Source organism: Candidatus Sysuiplasma acidicola, from assembly GCA_019721035.1.
GTDB lineage: Archaea > Thermoplasmatota > Thermoplasmata > Sysuiplasmatales > Sysuiplasmataceae > Sysuiplasma > Sysuiplasma acidicola.
Genome location: JAHEAA010000019.1, coordinates 1 through 21,474, shown reverse-complemented (window position 1 = coordinate 21,474; position 21,474 = coordinate 1). Strand labels below are relative to the sequence as shown.

The 21,474-nt window shown below is 50.3% G+C and carries 19 protein-coding genes; 13 read left to right on the top strand and 6 right to left on the bottom strand.

The features are described 5' to 3' along the window. The first annotated feature begins 38 nt into the window (after positions 1-38). The 5 genes from KIS30_08455 (at position 39) to KIS30_08435 (ending at position 4,693) form a co-directional block, all read left to right on the top strand. Entirely contained in the window at positions 39-860 is an 822-nt protein-coding gene (locus tag KIS30_08455; protein MBX8646770.1) for a branched-chain amino acid ABC transporter permease, read from the top strand. Next, a complete protein-coding gene (locus KIS30_08450) occupies positions 850-1,782 on the top strand; it encodes a branched-chain amino acid ABC transporter permease (protein MBX8646769.1) in 933 nt (310 codons plus the stop codon). Before KIS30_08455 ends, KIS30_08450 begins: the two co-directional genes overlap by 11 nt. Positions 1,783-1,822: 40 nt before the next feature. Next, positions 1,823-2,500 carry an ATP-binding cassette domain-containing protein gene (locus tag KIS30_08445; protein MBX8646768.1) on the top strand — a complete coding sequence of 226 codons (678 nt, stop codon included), beginning with the start codon at positions 1,823-1,825 and terminating at the stop codon, positions 2,498-2,500. Next, positions 2,484-3,188: an ATP-binding cassette domain-containing protein gene (locus KIS30_08440; protein ID MBX8646767.1), complete on the top strand. Its 705-nt coding sequence runs from the start codon at positions 2,484-2,486 to the stop codon at positions 3,186-3,188. The genes KIS30_08445 and KIS30_08440 overlap by 17 nt, the downstream gene beginning before the upstream one ends. Positions 3,189-3,595: 407 nt before the next feature. After that, positions 3,596-4,693, top strand: coding sequence for a mandelate racemase/muconate lactonizing enzyme family protein (locus KIS30_08435; protein MBX8646766.1), 1,098 nt, complete (start codon positions 3,596-3,598; stop codon positions 4,691-4,693). A gap of 328 nt (positions 4,694-5,021) precedes the next feature. On the opposite strand, the gene KIS30_08430 is transcribed toward KIS30_08435, so the two are convergent. Both KIS30_08430 and KIS30_08425 read right to left on the bottom strand, forming a co-directional pair. After that, positions 5,022-6,800, bottom strand: a complete 1,779-nt coding sequence (locus tag KIS30_08430; protein MBX8646765.1) for an ABC transporter ATP-binding protein/permease — start codon at positions 6,798-6,800, stop codon at positions 5,022-5,024. Continuing rightward, on the bottom strand, positions 6,793-8,433 hold the full coding sequence (locus KIS30_08425) for an ABC transporter ATP-binding protein/permease (protein ID MBX8646764.1): 1,641 nt from the start codon (positions 8,431-8,433) through the stop codon (positions 6,793-6,795). The genes KIS30_08430 and KIS30_08425 overlap by 8 nt, the downstream gene beginning before the upstream one ends. A gap of 465 nt (positions 8,434-8,898) precedes the next feature. Here KIS30_08425 and KIS30_08420 point away from each other — a divergent pair, with 465 nt between their 5' ends. From KIS30_08420 to KIS30_08410, 3 genes are all read left to right on the top strand, one after another. Next, positions 8,899-9,501, top strand: coding sequence for an MBL fold metallo-hydrolase (locus KIS30_08420; GenBank protein MBX8646763.1), 603 nt, complete (start codon positions 8,899-8,901; stop codon positions 9,499-9,501). Between the two features lie 230 nt (positions 9,502-9,731). Next, positions 9,732-11,567: an MFS transporter gene (locus KIS30_08415; GenBank protein ID MBX8646762.1), complete on the top strand. Its 1,836-nt coding sequence runs from the start codon at positions 9,732-9,734 to the stop codon at positions 11,565-11,567. Positions 11,568-11,570: 3 nt separating this feature from the next. Beyond that, the gene (locus KIS30_08410; GenBank protein MBX8646761.1) at positions 11,571-12,026 is read left to right on the top strand and encodes a MarR family transcriptional regulator; all 456 of its coding nucleotides are present in this window, start codon (positions 11,571-11,573) and stop codon (positions 12,024-12,026) included. Between the two features lie 125 nt (positions 12,027-12,151). Here the strand turns inward: KIS30_08410 and KIS30_08405 are convergent, their stop codons facing one another. Further along, a complete protein-coding gene (locus tag KIS30_08405) occupies positions 12,152-12,775 on the bottom strand; it encodes a pyrrolidone-carboxylate peptidase (GenBank protein ID MBX8646760.1) in 624 nt (207 codons plus the stop codon). A 247-nt stretch (positions 12,776-13,022) separates the two neighbouring features. Between KIS30_08405 and KIS30_08400 the strand changes: the two genes are divergently transcribed. Both KIS30_08400 and KIS30_08395 read left to right on the top strand, forming a co-directional pair. Continuing rightward, entirely contained in the window at positions 13,023-15,116 is a 2,094-nt protein-coding gene (locus KIS30_08400) for a hydantoinase/oxoprolinase family protein (protein ID MBX8646759.1), read from the top strand. After that, positions 15,113-16,741 carry a hydantoinase B/oxoprolinase family protein gene (locus tag KIS30_08395; GenBank protein MBX8646758.1) on the top strand — a complete coding sequence of 543 codons (1,629 nt, stop codon included), beginning with the start codon at positions 15,113-15,115 and terminating at the stop codon, positions 16,739-16,741. The genes KIS30_08400 and KIS30_08395 overlap by 4 nt, the downstream gene beginning before the upstream one ends. Positions 16,742-16,803: 62 nt before the next feature. Here KIS30_08395 and KIS30_08390 read toward each other — a convergent pair whose 3' ends face one another. Beyond that, positions 16,804-17,232, bottom strand: coding sequence for a hypothetical protein (locus KIS30_08390; GenBank protein ID MBX8646757.1), 429 nt, complete (start codon positions 17,230-17,232; stop codon positions 16,804-16,806). 106 nt (positions 17,233-17,338) lie between these two features. On the opposite strand from KIS30_08390, the gene KIS30_08385 reads away from it, so the two are divergent. Next, the gene (locus KIS30_08385) at positions 17,339-17,764 is read left to right on the top strand and encodes a VOC family protein (protein ID MBX8646756.1); all 426 of its coding nucleotides are present in this window, start codon (positions 17,339-17,341) and stop codon (positions 17,762-17,764) included. Positions 17,765-17,860: 96 nt separating this feature from the next. On the opposite strand, the gene KIS30_08380 is transcribed toward KIS30_08385, so the two are convergent. Beyond that, positions 17,861-18,589 (bottom strand): DUF1275 family protein, encoded by a 729-nt coding sequence (locus tag KIS30_08380; protein MBX8646755.1) that lies wholly within the window; start codon positions 18,587-18,589, stop codon positions 17,861-17,863. A 517-nt stretch (positions 18,590-19,106) separates the two neighbouring features. On the opposite strand from KIS30_08380, the gene KIS30_08375 reads away from it, so the two are divergent. Together KIS30_08375 and KIS30_08370 are read left to right on the top strand one after the other, a co-directional pair. After that, a complete protein-coding gene (locus KIS30_08375; protein MBX8646754.1) occupies positions 19,107-19,679 on the top strand; it encodes a hypothetical protein in 573 nt (190 codons plus the stop codon). A 58-nt stretch (positions 19,680-19,737) separates the two neighbouring features. Further along, positions 19,738-20,151, top strand: a complete 414-nt coding sequence (locus tag KIS30_08370) for a hypothetical protein (GenBank protein MBX8646753.1) — start codon at positions 19,738-19,740, stop codon at positions 20,149-20,151. Between the two features lie 661 nt (positions 20,152-20,812). Here KIS30_08370 and KIS30_08365 read toward each other — a convergent pair. Further along, positions 20,813-21,406, bottom strand: coding sequence for a hypothetical protein (locus KIS30_08365; GenBank protein MBX8646752.1), 594 nt, complete (start codon positions 21,404-21,406; stop codon positions 20,813-20,815). Between the last annotated feature and the right edge of the window lie 68 nt (positions 21,407-21,474).

The window sequence follows — 21,474 nt, the reverse complement described above, 5'->3', positions numbered from 1 at the left end:
TTGTAATAGGATTATTATTGGGCTCATTTTACGGATTTATGGCTCTCGGGCTAAACATTGTTTTTGGAACGATGAAAATAGTAAACCTCGCACATGGCGATTTCATAATGCTCGGCGGACTGCTTGCATTTTTCCTGCTGCGGTTGTACCATGTCCCGCTCTGGATGTCGTTCCTCATCGTTGCCCCCGCATTCTTTGTCGGAGGATATGCCCTTTACACCGTTCTGATTCCCCGGGTCAACAGATCTGATGACAGGGAAATCAATTCGCTGATTGCATTCTTCGGCATTTCAATGAGTATAGAGGCAATTATTTCAATTGCCTACGGCACTACGCCCAGATCACTGCCGCTGATCACACTGAATTCAAAACATGTAGACATTTTCGGTTTTTCAACATCCACTAACTTCATAGTAATCGCCATCATTTCCGTCGCCATTTCTGCCCTCACGTTCTTTTACCTGTATGTCACAAGGATTGGAAAGATCACGAGGGCCGTTATGTACAGCGAAGACATAACCGAGTCCCTTGGAATCAACAGCAAGCGGATTGCGCTGCTGGCATTTTCCATCAGTGTTGCCATAACAGGTATCGCGGGCATCATGTCCCCCTGGGTTTTCGGCGCCATTGTCCCTTACGAGGGAGCACTGATAACCATCATTGCATTCACAATAATCATAATAGGCGCTCTCGGAAACCCGCTGGGTGCCATACTGGGAGGCCTTCTCTACGGCGTGATCATAAGCATAAGTGATGTCTATGCCGCGTCCTGGAGCTTTGTCATAGTGTTCACTTTCCTTGTTGTCGTCATGGTAATAAGACCGCAGGGAATTTTCGGGAGATCTCTCCGTGAAGCTTGATCAAAAATTCCTGATGCTGCTCGGAACGATTGTTTTCATTGTAGCGCTGGCGATTGCAGGGCCGCTGGTTTATGTCAATCAGGCGTTTTTCATGACACTCGTGATATATCTGATATTAGCATCCTCGCTGAATATAATTTATGGCTATACCGGATACCTGCCGTTCGGTTTTGCGGTCTTTTTTGCCATGGGCGCATACGGTTTCGGCATGGGGGTGAAGTTCGGCTACGGCATTCCCATTTCTCTGCTCATTGGTCCGGGCCTGTCGGTTCTGCTGAGTCTTGTGTTCCTTCCGCTCTTCCGGCTGCGTGGCGTTTTTTTCTCCATTGGAACGCTCGGGGCCTTTGAAGCCGTATACTATTTCATGTCCAATTCCACACCTGCCGTCGCGCACTATACTGGAGGCCCGCTTGGTTTATCGCTTCCGCAGGTTTACTCGCCTGACGAGACGTATTACATTGCCGTTGCTGTGCTCGTGCTCGCGTTACTCGTCAGCTACCGGATCAAGCGAAGCAAGCTCGGCCTCTCCCTTCAGGCCATTAAGAATGATGTGCTCAGCGCTTCTGCATCCGGCGTCAACGTCTCTCTTGACCGCAATATTGCCTGGTGGATAACTGCAGCTTTCGCGGGTGTAGCGGGCTCCCTCTATGGCTGGTACATTTCTTTCTTCTATCCTCAGGCGGTGTTCGACATAACCTTCACGCTCTTTGCACTGGTTTTCGTAATAGTGGGTGGACGGGGCACAATCACAGGACCTGTCCTGGGCACGGTAATTCTGTTTTCCCTCTATTACTTCATAGGCCTCAGCTATCCGCTGTACTTTCAGGCAGCCTTTGGAATTCTCATTGTGCTCACCGTTCTGTTCATCCCGAACGGCCTGATAGACATAATCAGGAAACGGTCGGGAGTAGAGGTGATATAACATGCTGGTTGCGTCCAATGTTTGCAAATCATTCGGTGAAATGAAGGTCCTGGACGATGTGAGCATGCAGTTCGGAGAGAAGGAAAAGCATGTCATCATCGGCCCCAACGGCGCGGGAAAGACCACCTTTGTCAACATCATGACAGGAGTATACACTGCAGATAAGGGCTCCATCACACTCGACAGCAGTGAGATTTCAGGAAAACAGCCTTACAAGAGAGCGAGGCTGGGCGTAAACCGTACGTTTCAGATACCGAAACCATTCGCAGATCTCACCGTTTTTGAGAACGTGCTTGTTGGCGCTTATTTCGGCTCAGGCATGGGGAAAAAAGAGTCAATGGAATTGTCTGACCAGATGCTGGAACTCGTCGGCCTTTACGATAAAAAATACAAACGTGCACGGGAACTCACAAGCTCTCAGATGAAGCTGCTCGACCTCGCACGTGCCCTTGCAGGCAGCCCTCGCTACCTTTTCATCGATGAGCTTGGAGCAGGCCTTTCAAAATCGGAGCTGGATAATGTGGCAGATCTTGTGAGGAAGATTAATGACAGGGGTGTGTCGGTAATATACATCGGACACATAATGAGCCTCGTCAGTAAACTTGGAGGGATTGTAACAGCCTTCAGCGATGGAAGAATCATAGCGCAGGGAGACTATGCGAGCGTGGTGAAAAATCCCGAGGTCCTGAATGTATATCTGGGTGAAAATTACGCTTGAAATAAAGGAATTAAGGGCAGGCTACGGCGATCTTGAAATTATCCACGGCATCAATCTTACAGTGGAGGACAAAGAAACACTTCTTCTTCTTTCGCTCAATGGCGCGGGAAAAACGACTCTTCTCAAAACAATAATAGGGCTCATAAGACCCATGTCAGGGAAGATAATGCTGAATGGCGAAGACATAACCGATCTTCCCCCACATACAAGAACGTCCAGAGGACTTATTTTCATAGGAGAACAGAGCATCATACCCACGCTGACCGTAAGGGAAAATCTGGAGGTTGCGTCCCACAGGATGAGGCCGGCCGATGCACGGAACAGGATAAGGGAGGCATTCGATATTTTCGGCGATCTCAAACCATTCGAAAGAAAGAAGGCGGCATCCCTTTCTGGCGGCCAGAGAAAATTTCTCTCCTTCGCCATGGTCGTCGCATCAGATTCACAATTCCTGCTCCTGGATGAACCGTCTCTTGGACTTTCGCCTGCTTTCGTGAAAAAAATTATTGAGTCCATAAAGCTCATAAAAGCTTCAGGCAGGACAATCCTGCTCGCCGAACAGAATGCGGGTTTTTCTGAACTCGCCGACAGGGTAGTGCTGATGGAAATGGGCAACATCAGTTTCCTTGGCAGAAGAGACGAAGCGCTTATGAACGAGACAATATCGAAAACGTTCTTCAGATTGTAATGCCGTTTTTCTGTTGCGCGCCCGCCCTAGGGCCTGTGCGTTTGCCGTCAAAACCGATTGGAGACGGTTGGCCTATGAACTCAGTGGCGGCACGCTCAGAGCCGGGCGTGAATCTTTCCGGCAGATGTGGCATGGAATCGACACATTCCACTCCACGCATTCTCATCACACTTTCGGCAGCATGGAAAGGCGGTACATATCGAGTGCCGACAGAACAGGTGCGCGCATCGAAGGCGTTCCTAAGCATATTGAAGTCGTCTCTCAACGGACGGCCATGCGTTCGCACGTGGCCCGGAGCCAATGACGCGGGAACAGCACCTGATCGTTTTCACCTGCACAGGCGCCCACTACCATCGATGAGCCGCCTTATTCGTAAATGGTATTTATCTTCGCCAGATTGTATAATTATGCATGCAAAAGACATTTCTGCGTCCCTCTACAGGATACCGAGTCGTAACGTTCAGCAGAATGCGACTCATGTTTTCAGGGAATATGAGTACATTACAACAAGAATTGTTTTCGACAACGGTATCGAGGGTGTCGGATGGACGTATACGCAGGGATCGGGCGGAACCGCCATACTCCATCTGATTAACGATTATCTTGCCCCGGCCGTAATACGGGATGAAATCACATCTCCTAAGATGCTGAGGAAGAAGGTGTGGGACTACACCTATGCTTTTGGACTGGAAGGTTTGGGAAGGCTGGCATATGCGGCGCTTGATATCTCGTTCTACGATGCGCTATCCAGGGAAAGAGGACTGCCGCTATTCCGGTTCCTCGGCGGCGGGGAGGAAGCAAGCATCAGAACGTACAGGAGTGCCATTGACCTCAATATGACGACTGAGGAACTGTGCCGCGATATAGACAACTACAGAAAGGAGGGGTACGGTTCGTTTAAGGTGAAGGTGGGAAGAGAGGATTTCAGGGAGGATCTGAAGCGCCTTGAAGCGGTGAGATCTGTCATCGGACCAGACGCTCTTCTAATGGTGGATGCGAACAGAAAGTGGACGCTGAAGGAAGCACTGTCGCACGGGAAGGAACTGCAGAAGATGGGTGTCTACTGGCTGGAGGAACCCATTGAATCCGACCTGCTGGACGGTTATGCGTTTCTCAGCGACCGGCTTGATTTAATGATTGCGGGCGGAGAGAGTCTTTACAACAGATATGAAATGGAGGAATTTCTGAAGAAAAAATGTGCCGATGTGTCGCAGATAGACGTCATCAGGGCCGGAGGTGTAACAGAATGGATGAGGCTCGCGGGCCTTGCCGCATCAATGAATATACAGGTTGCACCTCACTTTTGCGAAGAAATTGCCATACACACCCTCTGCGCAAGCGATAGTGCCCTTTTCCTGGAACATCTTCCAGGATCGAATCTCAGGGATTCCGGCCTGCTGAAGAAGCAGTTTTCCATCAGCGGGGGAATTGCTTTTCCGCCAGGAGATCCCGGGCATGGCGTATTATTCGACTGGGAAAAAATGGAAAAATTCAGAGTACGCTGACACAATTTCCAGACCGGTTTTACCGGCATAGCTGAACGGGGAAGCCGATGTGCCGGCTGGCTGGCGGTTCGACAGACATACAGGAACGCCTGAATTGTGCAGGGAAGGCTGGAAGACGTCTTGCAAAGTGAACGTGCTTGACATTGCCGGCTGAGAACCTCTTCCATTCCTGACGTTGCGCTCGATCCGAAACACCTTCACGCTCTTTGGAATTCATCAGAGGCTGCGCAAACACTCCTCACTTACTGGCACAATTGCCAGCGCTGTAAAGCGGCGCAGGATATCCGGTGCTTACGCAGGATACACACTTCGGCTCCTCTGCCAGTGCTCACATCAGTTCGTAGTCCTGCCTCTGGTATTCATAGAGCTGTGAGAACTTGCCGCTGCCTTCCAGCAGTGTCGGCACGTCACCCTCCTCCACGACGCTGCCATGATCCAGTACGACGACACTGTCGACGAGACGGATGAGAGAGAATCTGTGGGTAATCAGTATAAGCGTCCTGTCTTTGAGGAATCTTTCCAGAGCGCTTATTATTGCCCGTTCGGACTGCGGATCAATCTGTGAAGTCGGTTCATCCAGAACGAGGATCTCCGGATCGCGTATGAAAGCCCTGAGTATCGATATGGCCTGTCTCTGTCCCTCGGAAAGATTCCTGCCCATTTCTCCGATCTCCGTATCGATTCCATCAGGCATCCTCCTGAAAATGGCACCAAGACCGAATCGCTCTATGCATTCGAGAATCTGCTCCCTGGTTGCATCGGGACTTGAGAAGCGTATGTTCTCAAGAACGGTGCCTCTGAACATGAACGGATCCTGCAGCACGGAGGCAATGAGCCTGCGGTAGGAAGCCGTCTGCACCTCCTCGAGATTCTTCCCGTCGATCTGTATGACGCCATCCGTCGGATGGTAGAACTTCAGTATAAGATTTGAAATGGTAGTCTTGCCTGCACCCGTGTGCCCCACGATCCCTATCTTTTCCCCCTTCCTGATATTCAGGTTCACTCTGTTAAGTGCGTTGCCCTCTCCGTAGGAGAACGTGACATCCTTGAGTGCTATACTGTCTTTGAACGAATCTATCCGGACCTGATTATCAGGTTGAGGTTCTTTTTCGGCGTCAATGATGCCATATATCCTCGTAAGACCAACCATAGCGGATTGATATGCGTTGTATGTCTGTGACAGCTGCACCACCGGATTGAAGAATCCCTGGACGTAAAAAACGAATGAAACCAGTATGCCCAGGGATATGACACCGTGCAGCGTTTCCAGGCCGCCTTCAAACAGGACTATGCTTATGCCGAGCGCTTCTATGACCCTTATGACGGCACTGTAGGACGAGGAAAGCCTGCCGGCCTTCATGTTTGCCTCATAGTTTTCAGTGTTGAGGTCTCTGAATTTCCCGGAGACCTTGTCCTCAATGTTGAAACTCTTTATCGCCCTTATCGCTCCGATGTCTTCCGCCAGGTTTCCGGTAATGCGTGCAATCGCCCTTCTTGTCCTCAGGTAGTTCTTCCTCACACGCGGCTGGATGGAGAATGTGAATACTGCGAGGATAGGTATGACGATGAACGAATAGAGAGCGAGTGTCGGTGCCAGATAGAGCATGAAACAGGCAGAAATGATCAGTGTTGCCACACCCGACAGCACGGCAGGGAGCTGGAACGTCAGGAACTCACTGAGCGATTCACCGTCATTGCTGATTCTGCTGATCAGATAACCGGTCTTGACCTTGCTGAAGAACGAGACGGGCACCTTCTGAAGCGAGGCAAAGGCCCCGTCTCTGAGATTCTTGATGGTGTTCTGTGACAGGAAAGTCGAAGTTGTGGTCCTGAGCCTGTTGGAGAAAAACTGAATCACATACATGCTGAGGAAGACCATGGCGTAAACAATCAGCATGTCGATGTTCCTGGCTTTTATCTGATCGGCAACAAGACCAATCGCATAATATGCTATGGTTGAAGTTACGGCCGTAACCAGGATCGACAGGACAAGCAGCCGGAAAGTCCTTCCTTGGTTCAGCATGTCGCGTAGCATCCTCTTGAATGAGGCGAAACCCTTCCCGCCCCTGATGATCTCGTCCTCCACCTCCTCATAGGTCTTAGGCATTCGAGCTCCCCTCCTTCTTTTCTGGATCGGCAGTAATCGTCAACAGCTCCTTCCTGACGTCGGAAACCTCTGTCAGCTTCCCGTCCTCCACTTTCAGCACGCGGTCTGCAAACAGAAGCCCGGTTTCACGGAGTGATATGATTATGACAGAAGTCCCCCTGAGCTTTTCCCGTATGGAACGGAATATTCCAAGTTCGGTCTCGGCATCAACGCTTGACGTAGCGTCATCGAATATGAGCAGTTCTGGTCTGGGCAGCACGGCCCTGGCGATCGCCATTCTCTGCTTCTGCCCGCCAGACAGCGTGATACCTCTTTCCCCTACCATTGTTTCGTATCTGTCCGGAAGCGAGTCTATGAAGTCCGCAATATGAGCTATCCTTGCTGCATCTTCTATTTCCTCATCGCTGTATTCTCCGTTTCCGAATGCAATATTCTCCCTCAATGTACCGGATAGTATGCTGACCTCCTGGGGCACGACTCCGATGCTCCCCCGGATCTCAGGCAGGGAGAAGCCATCATATCTCCTGCCGTTGAATGAGATGTTCCCGGAATCGGCATCATAGAATCTCGGAAGCATGCTTATCAGCGTGCTCTTTCCGCTTCCCGTCCCTCCGGTGATTGCGACGAATTCCCCCCTCCCGATTTCAAAGCTGAGATTGTTGAGAATCACCCTTGTTCCGCGTGAGAAGTTTATTGTGCTGACTGCAACCGGCGGCTCGGCCTCCGTCACTATGGCAGCATCGAATGCTTCCTCCTCTGTCCCGGTCGTTATGTCGTTTATCCGGTCTATTGCTGCCCTGGCGTTCTCGGACCAGACTATTAGCCTTCCCATGATGCTGACCGGAGAGATCATAGTGTTGAATATGTTCACGGCTGCAACGAGCGAGCCGACGGAAGCAATGGCTATGATATCACTGTAGCCGCCATACAGAATTACTGCGGTGGCGGCCACGCTTATCAGCAGCGGCATAAGATTGTTATATACGCCCCTCAGCTTCGCAACGTAAAGATATTCCTGAAAGTACGTGTCTGTTGTATCCCTGAACCTGTCAATCTCCCTGTCCTCGCCCAGAAAACTGCGAACCACCCGCTGGCCGGTAATGTTCTCCTGGAGCCTCTCATTCATCACGCCGTATTCATCGCGTATTTTCTTCCAGTGTACCCTCTGTTTCCTCTGAAACTCCATGCCCAGGTAAATCAGCAGTGGAACTGCCACCAGGAAGAAGAGTGCGTAGAAGGCATTCAGCGTCAGAAGAAAGTAGAAGGCTATGACTATGAGCAGAATAGTGGGTATCAGCTGAGAAAGCAGGTTGAGTACGAAATTCCTTGTTGCCTCGATATCCATTGTGCATCTTGACAGAAGGTTTCCGGAGGTCTCGCTCTCGAAGAACTTGAACTTCTTGCTGACCATGTGGCGGAATACGTCCTCACGGAGCTCGAAGGCAAACCGCTGTGAAAGGTACTGTGCACCATAACTGACGACAAACTGGGAAAGAGAGGCAAATACTGAAACCAGTATTATCAGCAGGACATAGAATTCCACGCCAGCCAGTCCTGAACTGATGACCTTGTTTACCGCATCTCCGATGAAGATGGAGATGAGGAGCGTGAACGTGGAGGTGAGGCCGCCCACCGCGCAGACCAGAAAGATGAATTTCTTCTCACTTTTCAGGTACTTCAGGGCAAAGACGAGCGGTGAGAATACAGACAGTGCCCTCTTTAGATTTATTTTGCATTCCTTCCTGTGGTTTTATACCAGCTCCTAACAGCATCTCCAACTTTAACTTTCCCAGACTCTGCAGCCTGCCAACCTGACTTGAACATTGGAATATTGCCGGAGCGGTGAAGGATGCAAACACCCGCGTTTCCTGGCAGTCAATGCTGTTTCGGCGCCGGAGATCTTTTCGGAAAGATGCAAAGTTTGCCGGAAATCGAAGCGGGTGACGCGACGGTGACATGAGGTTGCATTTACGTAGCATGCCTGCTCGTGCTCAATCTTAACGTACGCTATGCCATGGCCGCGATGAGGGAGCAGTAATTTTGGGGCGCACTCCCAAATAGTAAAGTCATGCTATTGATGCATGGTGAAAGGCTGAAAGTGGCAGAAGGCGTTGAGCTGATTGATGACACAATGGCAAACGCATATCATGTGAGTGCAGGCGGAAACGAAATACTCATCGATGCAGGAACAAAAATTTCAGCAAAGAAGATAATTTCATATTTTTCGCAGAGGAAATTGAAACCGGATACTGTCCTTGTGACACATTACCATCCCGATCATATAGGAGGATTGAAAAGCGTTGTAGACAAGTTTCATCCGGGAGTTTATGTTCATGAAAAAGACAGAGGTGTCCTGCTTGGAACAGAGAAAGTCATTCCTGCCCGCAGTCTTCTGTCAAAAATGGTGGCTGCCCTTGCGCATACAGATGCCATATCCTCTGTCAATGACTTGAGAGATCTCAGGCTGAGTGAGATAACAGTGATTGAAACGCCCGGCCACACGAAAGGCAGTGTTTCGTTTATGCTCAGGGAAAGGGGAATCGTGTTTGTCGGAGATGCTATAGTGATAAGAGGCGGAAAACCGGAACTGTCGAAGATGTTTACGCTCGATATGGATGCAGCCAGAAAGTCGGTTGAAAAGATAATGTCGATGCAGCCGTCGCTTATCCTATCGGGGCACGGCAAACCACTGTCGCTTTAGAACCGAATATACATCCCGCTGATGCATCGGCAGCCATGGGCATGAGGCCGTTTTCCAGGTAATTGCAGTGGATTTTTTGCTATTGGAAGCTGAACAGGGGGCATCGGCCGATGTTCGAACATCTTCCAGGCTTAAGCGCGCCTTACAGCTCCTGTCATTTCCTTATTACCGCATGCGGCAGGTTATGCTCAACTATTTATATGGCATGACAGTCAAGTGTTTAACTAATTATGGTCGAATACAAATGGGTTGCGCTTTCCAACACAACACTCGGCGTAATGATGGCGATGATAAACAGCACCATCATACTGATATCCCTGCCTGCAATTTTCAGAGGTATCGGCATAAACCCGTTATCATCATTCCAGTACCTCCTCTGGTTACTGTTCGGTTTCAACATAGTGACGGCGACACTTCTTGTCAGCTTCGGGAGGCTTTCGGATATTTTCGGCCGCGTAAGGCTCTACAATCTGGGCTTTGCCGTCTTCACGGTTGCATCGATAGCACTGTACCTGACGCCGGGAAGAGGGGATGCCGCAGCAGATTACATGATATTTTTCAGGATCGTTCAGGGCATCGGCGCCGCATTTCTGTTTTCCAACAGCGCCGCGATACTGACCGACGCTTTCCCTCACACTGAAAGAGGAAAGGCGCTCGGCGTTAATCAGATATCCGCTCTTGCCGGCTCACTCGTCGGCTTGATACTCGGTGGCGTTCTTTCAACGTTCAACTGGCGCTATGTCTTCCTTGTCAGCGTTCCATTCGGCCTCTTCGGTACGCTCTGGTCTTATTACAAACTGAAGGAGCTGAGTACACCGGAGAGAAAGAGCAAAATTGACATAGCCGGCAATGCCACCTTCGCCGGTGGACTCACGCTTCTTCTGATTGGTGTGACTTATGGCCTCCTGCCGTACGGGAAGCTCAGCATGGGATGGTCGAGTCCATGGGTGATCTCGAGCATCGCAGCCGGCATTATCCTCCTCATAATCTTCCCTTTTGTCGAACTGAAAGTGGAGCAGCCGATGTTCAACCTCAGACTTTTCAGGCGAAGGATATTCGCAGCTGCAAATTTTGCCGGCATGCTTGGTGCAATAGCCAGGGGCGGCATGATGATTATGCTCATAATACTGCTTCAGGGCATTTGGCTTCCGCTGCATGGTTACAGCTACACCTCTACACCGTTCTGGGCCGGCATCTACATGACGCCCATGATGGCCGGTTTCATCATCATGGGACCCCTTAGCGGCTGGCTGTCGGACCGGCACGGCGCGAGAATACTTGCAACGGCAGGCATGATGATCGCCGCTGTTTCATTCATTCTTTTCCTTTACCTGCCTTATAACTTTCAGTACTGGCAGTTTGCAATACTTCTGCTGGCGCAGGGCATGGGAATGGGTATGTTTGCCGCACCAAACACCGCTTCCATCATGAATTCTGTCCCGCCAGAACAGAGAGGTGCGGCCTCCGGCATGAGGGCGACCCTTCAGAACTCGGGGCAGACACTGAGTCTCGCATTATTCTTCATAATCATAATCGACTCGCTCTCCTCTTCGCTCCCGGCTGCGCTGTCCTCCGCCCTGAATTCCAGCGGCGTTCCACCGCAGCTCGCCGCATCAATAAGTTCCCTCCCGCCGACGGGTGCACTATTTTCCGCATTCCTCGGCATCAACCCGGTGCTGTCAATATTCAGTGCATACCCTGGGCTGGCTTCTACGCTTTCGCCTCAGACATACGCCCTGCTCACAGGCAAACACTGGTTCCCTTCCGTAATCGCTGTGCCATTCATGAGCGCGCTCCATTTGGCATTTCTCATCAGCGCAATGCTCTCCGTGACTGCGGCTGTTGTTTCGCTTTTCAGGGGAAAGATTTACATCTATGACCTTGAGGAAAGCAAGGAAGTGCCTGAAGCCCGCGGCGCATTTCTGACCGCGCAGCCATTGCCGGAAAAACCCGCAGAGGTCAGAAACAGGAATTTGAGATCCGGGAATATTCATAATGCAGATGAAGAATACACTGAGAACGTGGATGTGGATCGATCGGGGATTCAAAGTGGAGGTTCGAAGTAGCGTATGGCGGGAGACAGGGAATTGCAGGAAGCATGGACCAGACTGATTGACGTTGGAAGAGTCATGAAGAGGGAATTTGATCATGGCCTTCAGCATTTTGGCATTTCCTATGTTGAATTCAAGATACTCTCCCTCCTGGAACTCAAGGGACCGATGACCATGGCGAACATTGCTGACGAGCTGATAATAACAAAGGCGGGCGTCACTTTGCTTACCGACAGGCTCGAGGAGAGGCAGCTCCTTGCCCGGACGAGAATGGAAGGGGACAGGCGCCTGATATTTGTCACAACCACGAAGGAAGGCAGGGAACTGTTCAGGAGGGCCAACAGGCATTATATCAGGATGGTTAAATCAAAGTTCGAAGTGCTGAACGACGGCGATATAACCAGGCTCATCGAAATAATGGAAAAAATGAATACTGCGGCTAAAACTGAAGACAGTCCTGTTCCTGCCACGTAGCTGCTTCTAATGATGGCGCCATCTGCACGCGTGTACCTGTGTGTGTTAACGAATTGTTGAACCGGCGCCGGTGATTTATTGATGTCCGCAATTCCCTTGCCAAACATGGACTCCGGTCGGTATGATTACGTCCGTATTGCCAGAGCATGTTCTATTACAGATTCTACCCCGCTCTTCATTGCATCGAGACTCATGAAAGGGAATCTCCTGTATGAGGTCTTGGAAGCCATCTCCTCGTCGCAGGGCAGATGAACGAAACCGCTGACAAATCCCCGTCTTGACGCCTCCCTTGCCATAATGAACATCGCGAAGTTGCACAGATATGCGCCTGCAGAGAGGCTGACGGATGCCGGTATGCCAAGCCGGTTCAGTCGCCCGGCTGCTTCCTCAGGATGCATATTGGAGAATATGCCGTCTGGAGCATTTCTGTCAATTGGACCGCCGTTCGCAGACTTTCCCCTGTTGTCAGGTTCCTCTGAGAATTTGTAATTGATTGCCACCTTCTCGATGCTGAGATTGGACCTGCCTGCAGCGAGGCCGGTGCCAATAACTGCTGCCGGTCTGCTCCTGTCGATTTCAGACATGATCCTTTTTTCAATGGAGCCATAATCGACCGGAAGTATCCTGCCGATGATCTTCCTTCCTCCAATTGAGGTTCCATTCAGCGCCCGGACAATCTTCTCAGATGGGTTTTCCCTGAACTGCAGGAATGGTTCGAAACCGAACAGAACAACAGGGGATCGCGGCATGCAGACCGCTAATTGCTCGGCCGATATAGCAGTTGTGCACCGATTTCAGAGCGCAACATCGACTGTTCAGTTGATTTGTTGCCTGCCTGACACTGTGATGCGCGATTAGCCTGCAGGCTGCTTCCTGAGGAAAATTATACTGTCAGGAGAAGCCTGTCGCCAAACTGAAGGACTGTGTTACACAGCACTTTTGTCGCACTCACGCGTTTCCCCGACTGTTTAATAATGAGACAGAATATTCTATTTTGTGGCCGGTTGTCTGATAGGCATCGACATAGGCGGGACTTTCACAGACATCGTCGCCTATGATGAAGAGTCTCATGATTTCTCATTCATCAAACTGCCCAGTTCTGTGAAACCTGAGGAGGGCGTGATGAGCGGCCTTACTCAGATGAGGGCTGACGGCAGGAAACTCAGCGTTCTGTTTCATTCCACCACCGTTGCAACAAATGCACTTCTCACCAGGACCGGCTGGCCGAAGATTGCGCTGATAACAACGGAGGGATTCAGGGATGTTCTGGAAATTGGCAGGCAGAAGAGATCGGAGCTTTACAACCTGAGGGTTGAAAGACCGCCGCCTGTTGTGCCACGGCATCTCCGTTTCACAGTGAATGAAAGGACAGATGGCAGCGGGAAAGTGGAGATGCCTGTCGACAGAAGAGAAATCGATGCCCTGGCAGGCAGAATGAGGGATGAAAAGGTGCAGGCGGTCTGCATCTCCTTCATAAACGCCTATCTGAACCAGGAGAATGAACATACGGCGTGCTCTATCCTTTCAGGCGAGCTCGATATACCTGTCATATGCGCTTCGGACATAGACCCTCTTCCAAAGGAGTATGAGCGCACTAGCACCGCGGCCGTTAACGCCCTCCTCTGCCCGATTGTTTCTACATACCTCAGCAGACTCCGTTCACTTGTGAAGGACGAATTCGGCCCTGTTCCTGTTTACATAATGCAGTCGGACGGCGGCGCAACATCGGTAAAGGGTGCCATCGACGTGCCTGTATCAATCATTGAATCGGGCCCTGCTAGCGGAGTCGTTTCTGCACTGCACATGAGCGACCTTCTCTCGAAGAGGAACCTACTGACGTTCGACATGGGTGGAACAACGGCCAAGGCCGGCATGATCCATAATGGACAGGTAGAATATTCACAGGAGTTTGAGGCGGCAGGTAAAACACACAGCGGCCGCTCCATCCGGGGCAGCGGTTATCCCGTCCGTTTCCCTTTCATAGACCTCGCCGAAACAAGCTCGGGCGGCGGTTCGATTGCATGGATTGATGCAGGTGGCGTCCTCCGTGTGGGCCCGACAAGCGCGGGCTCGTTTCCCGGACCAGTCTGCTACGGGAAGGGAGGAACAGAGCCGACTGTCACCGACGCAAATGTAGTCGCAGGCAGGCTCAATCAGAAAAGCCTGCTTTCAGGCACAATGCCCATCAGCAGATCAGGGGCGGAGAAGGCTGTGAAAAGAAAAATTGCCAGCGCACTTTCGCTCGATGTCGGGAACGCGGCGCTGGGCATCATTGCGATAGCGAACAATCAGATGTCAAAGATCATGCGTATAGTCAGCGTCGAGAGGGGACATGATCCAAGGCGTTTTGAACTGATAGCGTTCGGTGGCGCAGGCCCTCTCCACGCTGCCGAGGTTGCACAATCGCTCGGCGTGGAGTCTGTTATCATACCGCCATCCCCCGGCCTGTTCTCTGCCTACGGACTGATTACGGCGGATCTGAAGAGGGAGTACAAGAAGGCCGTAATGAAATTGGCAGATGAAATGAATGGTCGGGACCTTGCCGCTTTTTACGGCGAGCTCGAGAAGAAGGCGGTGGAGGAGGCAGAAGCAGAGGGGTGGAAGGGAAGCAGGGTTCTCTTTCACAGAACTGCCAGTGTTCAATACTCTAACCAGGGCTGGGAGCTTACCATTCCCGTGCGATTCAAGCCCGCCCGCAAGCCTTCAGGAAGGGCATTGGACATCTCCACACTCTTATCATATTTCAGCAGGAAACACAGGCAGGTTTACGGCTACGCCTCGCCTGCAGATCCAGTAAATATTGTTTCGCTGAACCTGACGTCCGTTATCGTTTTACCCAAAGTGCGCAGAAACAAGACAGGGATGGGGAGCGCAGCTGTAAGCCCCAGGGCACGTGTCGGCGAAAGAAATGTGCTGTATGCGGACAGAGAGAGGCTATCAGTAATATATTCGAGAGAAGAACTGAGGAGCGGCAACTCAATCTCCGGGCCGGCTGTCATAGAGCAGTATGATTCAACAACACTGATACCGGGAAACTGGAAGGTCGGGGTCGACGGCTACGGCAACCTGATAATGAGGCGACGGAAATGAGAGAGAATCCGATTGTTTCCGAGATTATCAGGAGTTCACTCACCTTCTGCAGCGAGGAGATGGGCACAGCACTGCGGAATTCGGCCTATTCGCCGAACATCAAGGACAGGATGGACCATTCCTGTGCAATAATGGATCCCCATGGACGGCTTCTGGCACAGGCAGAACACATACCTGTCCATCTCGGCTCGCTGCCGTGGGGACTGAAGAAGACGCTTGAATACGTGGAAAGAGAGGGCATGGAGCTTTTCAGTGGAGACATGGTCATGGTGAATAACCCGTATCTCTCCGGAACACACCTCAACGATATTACGCTGATCAGCCCGGTTTTCAGCAAAGGCAGGATAGTCGCCTACGCCGCAAACAAGGCGCATCACAGCGATGTCGGCGGCAAGGTCCCGGGCAGCATTCCTCCGGACGCAACCGACCTGTTCCAGGAAGGCATGATAATTGACCCGGTAAAACTCGTAAACATGGGGAGGATAAACGGTGATGTGCTGAGTCTGCTGTCCTCCAATTCGAGGGATCCTTACCAGAGAAAGGGCGACGCGCGTGCCCAGATTGCGGCAAACATTCTCGGTGAGAAAAGGATCATGTCCATGGTGTCTGAATACGGCATTCGATCGTTCGAATCGGCGTCAGAATCAGCGCTCGACTATTCCGAAAGGATGACGCGTCTTGCGATCAGCTCTTTCCCTGGTGCGGCGGGAGAGGCAGCGGATTGTATGGAAATGCCAGGCATGGATGACATCCCTATGCGTGTGAGCGTAACAAGGCACAATGACACAATTGCAATCGACTACACTGGCACCTCAAAGCAGGTCAGGGCCCCGATCAACGCAGTATACGGTGTCACTCTCTCGGCCGTTTACTACGTTCTGAAGTGCATCACAGATCCGGATATAATGATGAATGACGGATGCTTCAGGCCGATAACTGTCAACGTGCCGCAAGGCACACTGCTGAACCCCACTTTCCCCTACCCGGTCTCTGCCGGAAACACGGAGACCACCATGAGGAACGCCGATCTTCTGCTGAGAGCATTCTACGGCCTTGTCCCGGACAGGATACCGGCTGCCTGCGGCGGGTCGATGAACAACATCATGATCGGAGGCATCTGCCGTGGCAGAACATGGTCATTCTACGAGACAAATGCGGTTGGCATGGGCGCCTCCAGTGGCATGGATGGCGCAGACGGCATACACTGCAACATGACCAACACACTCAACACACCCGCTGAGCTTGTGGAGCTTTACTATCCGCTGTCTATCGTGCGGTATCAGTTCAGAGAAGGCAGCGGCGGTCCCGGGAAATGGAGAGGAGGGGCAGGCATCGAACGTTCCTACAGAGTAAGGAGTGATGATACACGCTTCACAGTAATGGCCGAAAGGGAGTGGCATTCGCCCCCGGGTCTCAAGGGTGGAGGGGAAGGAAGCAGAACGGAGGTCTATGTGGAACATGACGGGCAGGTGAAAAGGATACCTACAAAATGTTCGATTGATCTCGCTTCGGGCGATGTCGTGACGATAAAAACAGCAGGCGGTGGAGGGTATGGCCCATATGAAGACAGGGCCCCGGAATTACTGGAACACGACAGCAGAGATCGCCTGATCCGCCGCCCCTGACTTTCTGGTCTCGGACTGTTCAACCTAAAGCAGGACAGTAGAGGCACCAGGGCGAAACACTTTCACTGCCACGGGTTCTGCTGGTTCTGTTGCATTGCTACACCGCTCTGACTGCTGCTGGCAAGGGAACATTTTATCCTGGTATAAGCGGCGAGAAGGAGTATGCCGACTATTATGCCGCCCAGGGGAATCTGAAGAATGCCGAGAATCAGGGCAGGCGTTTTAGCCTCTTTGATTCTCTCATCTTCCAGGTTTTTGTAAATCAGCAGGTAGTCAAGCAGTACCCACACGAATCCGAAAAAGAAAAAGCTTGCAAAGAGAATGCTGAAAGAGCCGAGGCCAGGCGGAGGCGTCGCTGGAGAGCCAGACGGTATAGTCAAAAGCGAAAGGGATGGCGTTACTACAACGAGATCTATCAGGAAAAACAGTAACTGCAGCATGATCGCAAAAAAGGTGAACGTTTTTGCCGAGTTGGCATCTCTGTCCAGCATTGGATTGCGGATCGTGCCGAACTTATATGTTTTTTTCGACGATTGTAATAACTCTGATGCATCAGAAATCATAATATACTAATATCCTGCGCTCAATTGCGATTCAATGGTTCCGCCTGTTTTCAAAATCGTTGAAACATCTCTGTATGTCAACGATCTTGAGCTTAGCGAGTCATTTTACACCGGCGTACTCGGTCTGCGTGTTCACAGCAGGAAGGAAGACAGAGACGTTTTTCTGGTAGCTGGAAGGAATATGCTGCTTCTGTTCAATCCGCGATTCCTCAAGAAGGAGAAGGAACTGGAAGGTGAGAGTGCGATTCCACAGATCTATGAAACAAGCCGGACACATATAGCGTTTGAAATTGACCCGCCTGATTACGACGCCTGGAAGGCACATCTTGCTGCCAGCAAAGTGGATATCGAACAGGAAGTGAGATGGGATAACGGTTCCCGCTCGATGTATTTTCGTGACCCCGACGGGAATGTTATTGAACTGATAGAGCATGGCCTATGGCCGGTGCCTCCACGGTGACGTGCTGAAAGAAACACCGTGCGTCCGGTTACCTCAGATGATCTAAAACAGTCTGAAGCGTTTCAATTCAAGGATCGCCTGTCTGCGGACATGGCATCATGGCAGACTATTGTGGAATTTCCTGATCGCCGCAATGCAAATCAGGCAGAGTACTGCTGCCGGCAGTACCGGGGCAAGTATTCTCACTGTCACCAGCAGGACACCGCTTGCAGCGGCTCCGGCGAAGAGAGATACAAAAACCATTGTCCACCTCACCCTGTTCGGACTCGCGGCACCCAGTGCAGCCAGCTCAGCCATCAGGCTGGTGAGCATGCTTGTCACGACAACTGTCGAGACTCCTGAAACTGAAAGACGTCTTGCAGCGCCGCTCTGAAGACCCATGGAAAGGGCACTCAGCACGATAAGCCCCTGAATATCTAACTGGTTGTCAGAGCCGTGGTTGAAGAACCACGCCAGCGCAAAAACAACAGCAATTGCAAACTCGACAAAAAGCACTCTTGTCACGCTTTTTGACCACAATATCTTGTGCCTTCCCGGATCTACCATTCTTCCCGCGAGCATCGCTCCAGCCGCGAAACCCAGCAGTGCAACGACTGACCTGCTCGCCGCAAGGAACTTGCCGCTCCCGACAGCTATGGCCATGAGGACCGTGTTGCCTGTCATGTTTGCAGTGAACACCTGTCCGAGTCCGATGAAACTGATGGCGTCCATGCTTCCGGCAACGAATGTCAGCGCGTAGAGCAGTAAGTCCCTTGCAGCAACGTTGCCCTTGTGATCCTGGTCGTCAGCAGTGGCGTTTTCTACACCTGTCGTTACGGAAGTCAATGAGGGAGGAAGTCACCGGTACAAGGAATACTTTTCCGTTAACAGCCGGTGCGCAGCGAAGGCTGTTGCATCCGAGCGTTTGTCAGCTCGTTGACTCGCTGCAAAGTCAAGAAAAGAACAATTGGGATTTCTATTTCTCGCCCCCATGACTCATATCCCTGTCAGATCAGATTCGGATCCTTGACGCGATATTGACTGAATCTGCAATGCGGCGCCGCTTTTACCGCAGGAATGGGTTTAGTTGTGAGCCATGACATGATATCAAGAATCCTGGCGAATTGAAAACCCATGGGGTTCTTCAGGATTGTTGCCGGTTTGTAAACAATTTAGAAGGGTATATCTATGACTAACTGATCGAGTGCTATAACCGGTATTTCTTACGAAAATTGTAAGACGTACGGGCAAGCACGTTACCCACGGAGAATGTGTTCAAAATGGAATCGTGGAACAAATTTGTCCCAAAGCGAGCACACTCGCAATATCTATATAGAAAAATGCATTTAATAGACGCTAAGTGATGTGCGACGCAAAAAAAAATACTGGTTTTCGTGAAATTGCATTTTGTGTCATAGCTACCTTTATTTTGTTAAATGTTTCAGCGGGATTGGCGCTGGGATCAACTTATACAGATTATGGAACTTGCAGCCACAAAACACTTAATGAGTTCGTATCATATGGTGGTGATTCTGGGAGCATATCGGGCTCTGATCAGACATACATTAATGGAACAATGAACTCAGACTTTGTGATAGAGTCTTCGGGAGGACCATATATCCAGTATGATTATATTGAATATTCTGGGAACATAACGATATCTGGAATTAGTGGAGAAGTCATCGTAGATGTTGGATATACATATGGTGGACAATCCTATTATTTTGTACCAGGTTCTGGGAAGGGAACCGTCACTGTTACTCAATTCAATTCTACCGCTGTTGAGTATTCGATACAAGGCGAAGGGACGTGGCAAATAATCGTCGATTCCAATCAGTTCTTGGCTCCGTCGAGTACAGTGTATTTCCAAGTGTCTCTGAAAGCTTTCTCCGGGCCAAACTCAAATACTAATTCTACTTCATTAGGTAGCTGCTGAAGCCATTGGAGGAATGACTGTGCGAAACATAAACTCAAATTCAAGATTTTTCGCAATAATGTCTTCCCGCTTCTTTACTTGTTTCTTTGCCGGAATTGCCCAGAATTACTTAGCTTACCTGTTCTTTCTCACCATTCCACCTCCAGCAGGGTTTCATTCACCTTACCCGCCTTATTCCATTTTTGTTGTTCAGGCTGTAAATGCGGTTTTGCCAGTGATTATTTTCTTAATATTCTATTTAATTGCCAGCCGAGCGAAAAATGCCGTATCATTGAAGGCTATTTTCATTGCCATCATATTCGGTTCGTTTGCCGGGAGCTTCGTGGGTTGGATTTTGATCGGGCACGTTCTAACATTTCCGTTTGGGAACCTTGCGCCTGTTATCGATGGCGATGGCATTTTTATCTCCATTATTGCAATCGGCGGCGAATTTGCCGGAATCTGGAAACGCTCTAAGCGGTTTTCAGCATGAAAGTTTATATGACCCCTCTGCCGAGCGCATGATGGTCTATGCCAGGATCCGGCACCATACCAGTTCCTGTGTCAGAACTGATAAACGTTTGCTTTAGATATGCCGCAATCGGGCCATCATAGGTGCCTGATTAACCCGATAATGAGTCCCAAATCTCAGCAGATTGCTCACTTTTCACCTGCAAGCACAGTTTCGAGGCCCGTTTAGCGCAAAGACTTACCGCCTTCACTCACAATGCGCTTAAGGTCTGTGAGCTTAATTCTCGCTGATCCGGCTGCCCGTCTTCGAACTCGCTCCTTGAGCGCTACGGATGCGTCGCGCAATATATCTCTCTGAAAGAAGCGATTCTTATTGTCATTCATGACTCGCGCTTCCGTTTGATCCACGAGCACATTGAAGTCCTGAACCAGAACGGCATTATTAAGGTTGGTCGAAAGCGAAGGCAGAACATTCAGGACACTCCTCTGCAGAGCTCGTGGCTCTCTGCGTATTCTCGTTAAAAATTCAGTGACCACGGTCAAAGTGACAACGAATTGGGAAGGAAATTTATTTCGGTAAAATGAAATGACTTTGTGACTGTTTGGATATCTATCATCCGTAAAAGCATGAAGGAAAGAAGTGTCGACGTAGAACAATACACTCAGCTCTTCGATCAACAAATCTAAGCTGCCATCTGTGCAGAAGCGACTTCCAGTTTATCGCTCACGCCCAATAGAGACGCTTCGACACGTGAAATGTTCCTCTCAAGACCATCAATATCCAATTTCCCGCGCCAAAATGCAATCAGGCTGGCTATCAGTAAAAGGGGAGCATACAACATCACATCCAAGACACTCCTGTCAATCGAAAGTGATGAGACTGACAGCTCTGATGAAAGCGTGCTTGCGACCTTGTCTGCCATAGACAGTATTTCGCTGGTCAGAATTAATGGCAGTATATTCTCCTCCTTTGACCAATCCTGCTCCAGGAGTTCAATGCGAGTTTTCTTCACCTTTTCACTCAAATCTTCAATCAAATCTTTAAGGAGAATTTCAATTTGAAGTCCCTTGGAAGTTCGTCTTAGAGACTTAACTAATTGAAAAAGTTGCTGCTGCCCAATCGATGATGACAATGTATCCATAAACTCCTCATTACCTATGTGAGCTCCTCCCACGGTTGCCTGCATGCTCACTTTGTCAATCAGAGCATTAATCATCGAATCTTTGTTTTCCCTGACCGCTTTTTGGACGTGTACACCTTTTGCTGTAAATTTCAATAGACCCTGTACCTTCACTCTTGAACATTAGGAGTGTTTGAGAATGGAAGCACAGGGCATAGAGAATA